General features: G+C 39.6%; 8 protein-coding genes. 4 read left to right on the top strand and 4 right to left on the bottom strand.

Features of this window, described 5'->3' with window-relative positions; genetic code table 11:
* From ACWNM1_RS29940 to ACWNM1_RS29930, 3 genes are all read left to right on the top strand, one after another.
* Positions 1 to 1051 (top strand): ROK family protein (locus ACWNM1_RS29940; protein WP_449603833.1); only part of this gene is annotated, 1051 nt, incomplete at its 5' end.
* A 30-nt stretch (positions 1052 to 1081) separates the two neighbouring features.
* Complete coding sequence (locus ACWNM1_RS29935; RefSeq protein WP_449603832.1) at positions 1082 to 1699, top strand: sugar O-acetyltransferase; 618 nt, start codon at positions 1082 to 1084, stop codon at positions 1697 to 1699.
* Positions 1700 to 1765: 66 nt separating this feature from the next.
* On the top strand, positions 1766 to 2965 hold the full coding sequence (locus ACWNM1_RS29930; protein WP_449603834.1) for an MFS transporter: 1200 nt from the start codon (positions 1766 to 1768) through the stop codon (positions 2963 to 2965).
* A gap of 117 nt (positions 2966 to 3082) precedes the next feature.
* On the opposite strand, the gene ACWNM1_RS29925 is transcribed toward ACWNM1_RS29930, so the two are convergent.
* Positions 3083 to 3841 carry an HAD-IIB family hydrolase gene (locus ACWNM1_RS29925; protein ID WP_449603831.1) on the bottom strand — a complete coding sequence of 253 codons (759 nt, stop codon included), beginning with the start codon at positions 3839 to 3841 and terminating at the stop codon, positions 3083 to 3085.
* 80 nt (positions 3842 to 3921) lie between these two features.
* On the opposite strand from ACWNM1_RS29925, the gene ACWNM1_RS29920 reads away from it, so the two are divergent.
* Positions 3922 to 4611, top strand: a complete 690-nt coding sequence (locus ACWNM1_RS29920) for a Crp/Fnr family transcriptional regulator (protein ID WP_449603830.1) — start codon at positions 3922 to 3924, stop codon at positions 4609 to 4611.
* Positions 4612 to 4627: 16 nt separating this feature from the next.
* Here ACWNM1_RS29920 and ACWNM1_RS29915 read toward each other — a convergent pair whose 3' ends face one another.
* From ACWNM1_RS29915 to ACWNM1_RS29905, 3 genes are all read right to left on the bottom strand, one after another.
* Positions 4628 to 4966: a hypothetical protein gene (locus ACWNM1_RS29915; RefSeq protein ID WP_449603829.1), complete on the bottom strand. Its 339-nt coding sequence runs from the start codon at positions 4964 to 4966 to the stop codon at positions 4628 to 4630.
* A 417-nt stretch (positions 4967 to 5383) separates the two neighbouring features.
* The gene (locus ACWNM1_RS29910) at positions 5384 to 5824 is read right to left on the bottom strand and encodes an SMI1/KNR4 family protein (RefSeq protein WP_449603828.1); all 441 of its coding nucleotides are present in this window, start codon (positions 5822 to 5824) and stop codon (positions 5384 to 5386) included.
* A 212-nt stretch (positions 5825 to 6036) separates the two neighbouring features.
* The coding region (locus tag ACWNM1_RS29905) for an SMI1/KNR4 family protein (RefSeq protein WP_449603827.1) at positions 6037 to 6428 on the bottom strand (392 nt) is incomplete at its 5' end.

Raw genomic sequence — 6428 nt, 5'->3', positions numbered from 1 at the left:
AAGTCTAGAGGTGATTAAAATAAACCAAATCGCAAACAATTCTATTCGTGTTAAAAAGATCAATCAGGAGCTTATCAAGCAAGCCTTGAAGTCGATGAAAGAAGGAACCAAATCAACAATTGCTACCGCCACCGGATTAAGTATTGCCACCTGCGGGAATATCCTGAATGAGCTTATGGAGACAGGTGAAGTCATTGAGACGGAGCTGGAGGCTTCGAATGGAGGTCGACCGGCCAGACGATTTATCTATAATGTCGATTTTACTTATATTGCATGTATCTATGCCAAGATAGAAGATGGTATAGAATCCTTAACTTATGCTGTGGCTAATTCAGTTGGTGAGCGTGTTGATCAAGGATTTTTAGAATTAGAGTACATTGACGCAGCAGCCATCGATCATCTACTGGGCACACTAATCAAGCAATATAACAACATCAAAGCAGTGGGTATTGGAATCCCTGGGCTAGATCACCAAGGTGTTATCAATATTTGTGATATTTATACGTTAATTGATATTCCCTTAGAATCCCAATTACGTGAGAAATACGAGATTGAGGTTACGATCGAAAATGACATGAATCTGACGGTTTACGGATTCTATAAACAGCAGGATTATGAAGAGGATAAAACCATTGTTGTCGTAACTTTTATCAAAGGAACCTTTTCAGGTGCAGGGATCATGATTGACGGCCACATTCACAAAGGAAATACTAGATTTGCGGGTGAAGTCTCTTTTTTACCCTTTGGAATCTCGCGTGAAGAGCAAATTATTCACATGGGTCAAACCGATACCTTTATCCCTTTGGTAGCCCACACCATCTCGTCTTTGACGGCAATTATTAATCCTGAGACTGTAGCCCTCACAGGGAATCAAATCAGACAAGAGGATGTGCCTCATATTTACCGAAATTGTCTGGAAGTCATTCCAGAGGAGCATATGCCTCACTTAATCGTGCTGGATCAACCTGATAATCACTATATGAACGGATTAATTGCGATCACGCTGGAAAGCTTGACCTATTCATTGCAACTGGTTGAGAAGCGCCGGTAAAACCAACAAGAACTGCAGGAGGAATTACGAATGGCAACAAACAAAGAGAATATGATTGCAGGAAAGCTTTACATGGCTGGTGGAGAAGAATTAGCAAGAGATAGCAAAAGATCCAGAAAGCTCACTCGTTTATTTAACAATACGACCGAAGAACAAGGTGAATATAGAGTAGAATTGCTTAAGCAATTATTCGAATCCACGGGTGATTCGTTGCATGTTGAGCCGCCTTTCCGCTGTGATTATGGCAGCAATATTACCGTCGGAAATAACTTTTACGCCAATTTCGACTGCATTATCCTGGACGTAGCAAAAGTAACGATAGGTGAGAATGTTCTCTTTGGACCTAGAGTAAGCGTTTATACCGCTGGTCACCCCATTGATGCGGACGTTCGTATTAGTATGCTTGAATTCGGCACACCGATTACGATTGGAAACAATGTCTGGGTTGGCGGAAATGCCGTTATCAATCCCGGAGTAAATATTGGCAACAATGTAATCATCGGCGCAGGCTCCGTCGTGACTAAAGATATCCCTGACAATGTAATCGCGGTTGGGAATCCTTGCAGAGTGCTAAGAGAAATTACAGAGGACGATAAACAACACTGGGAAAAGCTTAAAGAAGAGTACTATAGAGACACCGAGCAATAAAGATACCCGATTCTGGAGGTTCTCACGTTGAAAAAGCGTTTTGGCGGATTTAATAAGGTCTATGCCATGCAATTGGCAACGATCTTTTTGGGGTTTATTGTGTTTGGGATATCAGAAAATATTAAAGGGCCAGCCATTCCAAGAATTCAGTTTGACTTCAGTCTCGACGAAAAGCAGCTGGGTACTCTTTTATCCCTAAACGCACTAGGTTATTTGATCGCCTGTTCCTTCACAGCTGTATTGGTTCGTAAGTGGGGGATCAAGGCTGTCAGTATTATTGCTTTCGCATCCATGATATTCTCTGGCGTTCTAATTTACATCTCACATAGCTATCCCCTCTTCTCGGCTTCATACTTCCTGATGTATATCGGAAACGGAATGCTTGAGATTGGACTTGCCATTCTGGGAGCACGTATCTTCATTAAAAATACCGGGACCATGATGAACTTATCCCATTTCTTTTACGGATTTAGTTCCACGTTAGCTCCCCTACTGGCAACAGGCCTGATGACGGTAAGTATATTCGGTCATACTCTGGATTGGCGCGGAATGTATCTAATAATGCTTAGCCTTTCTTTACTGCCTATTTTATTTGCCTTACGGAGTACGTTTCCGGGTGACGATCTTCCACATGAGGACCGTATTCCCTTAAAAACACTTGTCCGTGATCCTGCTTTATGGTTAATGGTTCTTATCCTTTCCTTCGGAGTAGTATCGGAGCTTGCTGTAGGCGGATGGCTCGTAAATTTCCTTGAAAAAGCATACCTGTGGGATACGGTTACTGCATCTGGGATGCTGTCGACCTTCTTTCTCTGCTTCTCGTTAGCAAGGCTTCTGCTGGGGCCGGTTACAGATAAGATTGGATTCAACCTATCGCTTATCATATTTTCAGCCTTCTCTGCCCTGTGTACTTTTGCCGCAATTTTGGGTGGTGAAAAGCTCGCCTTTCTATTCGCCGCAGCAGGTATTGGGATTGCGATGATTTATCCAACGGTTATGGCTTTTATCGCGAAAAGATATCCACATGGCAGCGACACCGCCATCACATTTACAGTCACATTAATGGGAGTGGGTAGCGTAATTGGTAACTATGCTATAGGTGCAGTGATCGAAGGCGTAAAGCGGCTTTACGGTGCGGAGTCACAAACAGGCTTGCTACGCGGACTTCAAGCTGGCTATGGTTTTATCGGATTATGTGCAGCGATATGCGCGATATCCGGTTGTGTGTTATATCGTTATTTACATCGCCGCCAAGAACTTATCTAACCTCATCTATAATACTTAAAAAACCTGTCGATTTAATCGGCAGGTTTTTTTGGATTTTAACTGTAGCTTCCCTGTATGTGCTGCACCGAACGATGACCAAGATCATCAGTTGATGGACTAAGCGATCCGCAGCCCACTCATCAGCTCCAGTATTTTTCTGAAAATTTGCTCCTCTTCGTTGCTCACCTTTTCCGTTGCCAATTCACCAAGCTCTGTGTGTTCTCCAACACAAACTGAATGAGCGGAATGTCTAAACATTTCTATGTCGTTAGCATCGTTACCAAAAGCAATAAATCGCTGCATTTCAACGCCTAATTGTTGTAATCCTGTCCATTTATTTATGCCTTTAGGGCTAATATCAATAATGTCCTCTTGACCATGTCTATAAATCACAACAGGTAGTCTATGTAGTTGATCTAATAACTGTTCCCCGTTAAGGCTTCTCAAAATAACTACTTTCACAAGCTCATCCAGCTCAGATGGACTTACATTTTTGGCGCGTTGTTCTGGATCTACATTTCTTCGAATGGGATGATCATCAGAACCCGAATATGAATAATCCCAGTGACTGTCAATCAAATAAGCTGCATTAAACTCTTCTATTAATTTTAAGAGGATGTCCGAAGTTTGCGCGTCAAAATGTATCGTCGAAATAACCTCTCCACCTTTTGCAATAAATGCACCATTCCCGCCAACCATAGAAAAATGATGCATATGAGCAGGCAACACAGGCAACAAATCACGAATAGGCCGGGCTGACGCAAAGATGACTTCATGACCTTTTTCAATTAGAATATCCAAGGCTTGTACGATTCGTTCACTCAAAGGTTTGCCGCTAAAACATATGGTTCCATCTAAATCAAAAATAAATTTCATCGTCTGTATCCTCCCCTTTTTCTCTATAATAACGAGTTCGTATATAATAGAAAGGACCGATGTCCAAAAAGGAGTACGCAATGAAAACTATTCAGGATCCAAATCTTATAGCACATTACATTACCCAATTTAATCTAAATCAAGTATTCACAACATCAAAACATGCTTTAATTCAGTTACGTGTCTATGAGCAGAATGAAATCATTTTGCATGAGGGCGATGAGCTGGACGGAATTTATTTTCAAGTGGAGGGGCGTACTAAGGTCTCTTCGAGTGTGGGAACGGGAAAATCCTTGTTATTACGGTTCTGCTCACCCTTGTCATTATTCGGGGACATTGAGTTCGTGCAAGAGGTCGTAGTCCAATCACAAGTGGAAGCGGTACAACAAACCTCTCTCTTATTTATCCCGAAACAAAAGGTTGAGTCTGACCTAATGGATAACCATAGCTTTAAAGACTTATTACTGAAACATCTTTCTTACAAGCTTCTAACCTGCACATCCGCATCACGAACGAACTTACTCGGTGCTGTCGAGGAACGACTTGCAAGTTATTTATTAACGATTAAGCTCGAGCGGGAGTTTGGAAAAGAAATTCAGACACCCTATATCCCAGATATAGCTTCGTTAATTGGGACTAATCCCCGCCACTTAAACCGTGTCATTCAGCGGCTCACCGACATGGAGATCTTATATAAAGTTAAGCAAGAAATTGTAGTACTCGACTGGGAGCGTTTGGATGAATTATCTAACGGAATACGATTTGAATAACCTAAAAGCCCATCATTTAATTGAGGATAAAATGATCGATGTCATCATAACGGATATCGATCTTTTCTCCGTTTCTTTTGACAAGATTTATATACAGAGGAGCTGTATCAACACTTCCGCCACCCACCAACACATGGTAGTCATCATTGATTTCATATTTACGGATGAATAAACCTGAACCGACGTCTTCAAACGAATAGCCAACAAAATCCTTCCACGACAACGCCTCGCCTTGCTGAGCTAGATCCCGTACTTCATCCATGGATAATATCGCAGCTTTTTTATCATTACAGGCTGAAAGTATAATCGTCAAAGCAAACAATAACAGCATTATCAAGTTACGCTTACTTCTCATTCATAAACCTCCCAACTCTATATTTTGTTATTTATAGGAAAATATAAGGTAATAATAACATAACTTAGACTAGATGTTAAAAAGGAGTAAAGCCCTTTTGGGGGTGCTTTACTCCTCTTGAAATCTTTACTAGGGAGGGATATTGGATGGGTCCGCAAGCTGCGACTCTGGAAAATGAATATAAAAAAACAGGTCAATCATGGTGGTATCTGACCATAATCACCCTGTTTAAGTAAAGCTTTAGCGTAAATTAAGTTATGCTTTTCAAGCAATTACGTGCGTACAAACGAAATCAAGAAACCTTGTAGCAGTATTACATGAGTTAAGTGAGCCGTTAATTGAATAATGAGTTCAATTGGCACTGGTTAGCCCACACAAAAAAATCACTTTTATTACAATGCATCGAAGAATAATAAACTAACTATTTTCCGTCTCATCGTATAGTTTCTCTAAAAATTCCTCAAAATCCTTAGTAAGGAAGTACATATTATTCATATCTTCTGGGTCTTCATCATGAATCCAAAAATAAACATTTCCAAAATGCTTTTCAGTAAGACCTAAACAAATTTGATTCCCACCCGGATCATCTGCAATTGGAATAAATCCTATATCCATTATATCGTCAAATATATCAATTTTCTTGTCTAAATTGTCATACATTTCACCAATACCATAGAAAATATTTACCATACCAATGCCTTGCTCATTAGAAATAGTAAAGTAATATGGTCTAGGATAACCCCCATTGTATTTCAATAAGAATTCTCGATATTGTTGAGGAAGTTTAACTCTGATTATTCTTTCAAAGTCTTGAAGTCTAGATTCCGTTAAAACTTCATTGTTTCCTTGTATCTCCAATTTAATCTCCTCCAGGTCACAAAAAACAGGTCAATCACGGTGGTATTAAACCATAATCGACCTGTTTTTTTGTAAAGCTATAGCGTTAACTTTTCAATCATTACTGTACGTACAAACGAAATGACTAAATTTTTATTCGGGCAATACATAAGTTAAGTGTGTAATTGGTTGGATGATGGGTGTATTCGGTACTAGTTAGCCCTTAATGCTTTTTATTCAGTTAGCATTGTTAGGAATTCTTCAAAACTATTCGCAACATGATAGCTCACTGGGTCAAATTCACCAGAATTTGCATGATCCCACACACAAACTTTAGGATTATTTCTAGATTCACGAAAATCTAAGCACAGAAAATCACCAGCAAATAAAACAGCAATTGGTAATAATGCAACTCCTACCAAATCCTCATTATCAATTAGTCTCTCATCAAGCTGAGATTTAGTAGCATCAATATCAAATATTCCAAATTCATTTTCTGTTGGATTCTCAAGAATGCATAAAAATCTAGTAATTGCATAGCTATGATCATTACAAATAAACGAACGAATTTCTGGAGCACCTCCATTATTTATTTTAATAAATTCTTTATATTCTAATGGCAATT

This window comes from Paenibacillus sp. Marseille-Q9583 (genome assembly GCF_976954365.1).
The sequence above is the reverse complement of the archived record's forward strand: the minus strand, read 5'-3'. Positions and strand labels throughout refer to the sequence as shown.

Excerpts from the sequence above, each read along its gene's own strand:
- ACWNM1_RS29925 (WP_449603831.1), bottom strand. The coding sequence starts at position 3,841 with ATGAAATTTATTTTTGATTTAGATGGAACCATATGTTTTAGCGGCAAA.
- ACWNM1_RS29935 (WP_449603832.1), top strand. The coding sequence starts at position 1,082 with ATGGCAACAAACAAAGAGAATATGATTGCAGGAAAGCTTTACATGGCT.
- ACWNM1_RS29930 (WP_449603834.1), top strand. The coding sequence starts at position 1,766 with ATGCAATTGGCAACGATCTTTTTGGGGTTTATTGTGTTTGGGATATCA.
- ACWNM1_RS29915 (WP_449603829.1), bottom strand. The coding sequence starts at position 4,966 with ATGAGAAGTAAGCGTAACTTGATAATGCTGTTATTGTTTGCTTTGACG.
- ACWNM1_RS29920 (WP_449603830.1), top strand. The coding sequence starts at position 3,922 with ATGAAAACTATTCAGGATCCAAATCTTATAGCACATTACATTACCCAA.